Raw genomic sequence first — 580 nt, 5'->3', positions numbered from 1 at the left:
CTGTTCCTACTATTGTTACTACATAGTTCATAGTTCCATCAGTAAGAGTTATTTGTTTTCCTATTGCATTATTTCCAAAAAGTTCTTTTGCCTTTCTTCTATCAATTAATGCAACATTTGCACCATTATTAATTTCGTCTTCTGTAAAATATCTTCCAGCTGTTATTTTCGGTTTCATAGTTGATAAGTAATTCTTATCTGCAGGAAAAGTATACACATAATCATCTTTTGTTTTTTCCCTAATATCTTTATCAATAGTTGTAGCACTTGTTGCTGATACAATCGATTGAAAATTTTTAAGAATTTCAAGATCATCATCTGTAAAATATTCTTTTTCTAATATACCTTTTGATTTATATTTAGGGTTAAAACTAACTTCTAATAAAGAACCAGCATCTTCAGATATGTCCGAAAATAACAGCTGGAAGATATTTTACAGAAGACGAAATTAATAATGGTGCAAATGTTGCATTAATTGATAGAAGAAAGGCAAAAGAACTTTTTGGAAATAATGCAATAGGAAAACAAATAACTCTTACTGATGGAACTATGAACTATGTAGTAACAATAGTAGGAACAG

General features: G+C 28.8%; 2 protein-coding genes. One reads left to right on the top strand and one right to left on the bottom strand.

All coding sequences use genetic code 11. The features are described from left to right. On the bottom strand, window positions 1–406 hold a 406-nt coding region (locus AWT65_RS06665; protein WP_232292799.1), incomplete at its 3' end, for an ABC transporter permease. Here AWT65_RS06665 and AWT65_RS06905 point away from each other — a divergent pair. Beyond that, a partial coding sequence (locus AWT65_RS06905; protein ID WP_198142966.1) for an ABC transporter permease occupies window positions 382–580 on the top strand: 199 nt, incomplete at its 3' end. The two genes, AWT65_RS06665 and AWT65_RS06905, sit on opposite strands and share 25 nt — an antisense overlap.

Source organism: Sneathia sanguinegens, assembly GCF_001517935.1.
In the GTDB taxonomy this organism is placed as follows: Bacteria; Fusobacteriota; Fusobacteriia; order Fusobacteriales; family Leptotrichiaceae; genus Sneathia; species Sneathia sanguinegens.
This window is presented reverse-complemented; position numbering and strand designations above follow the sequence as displayed.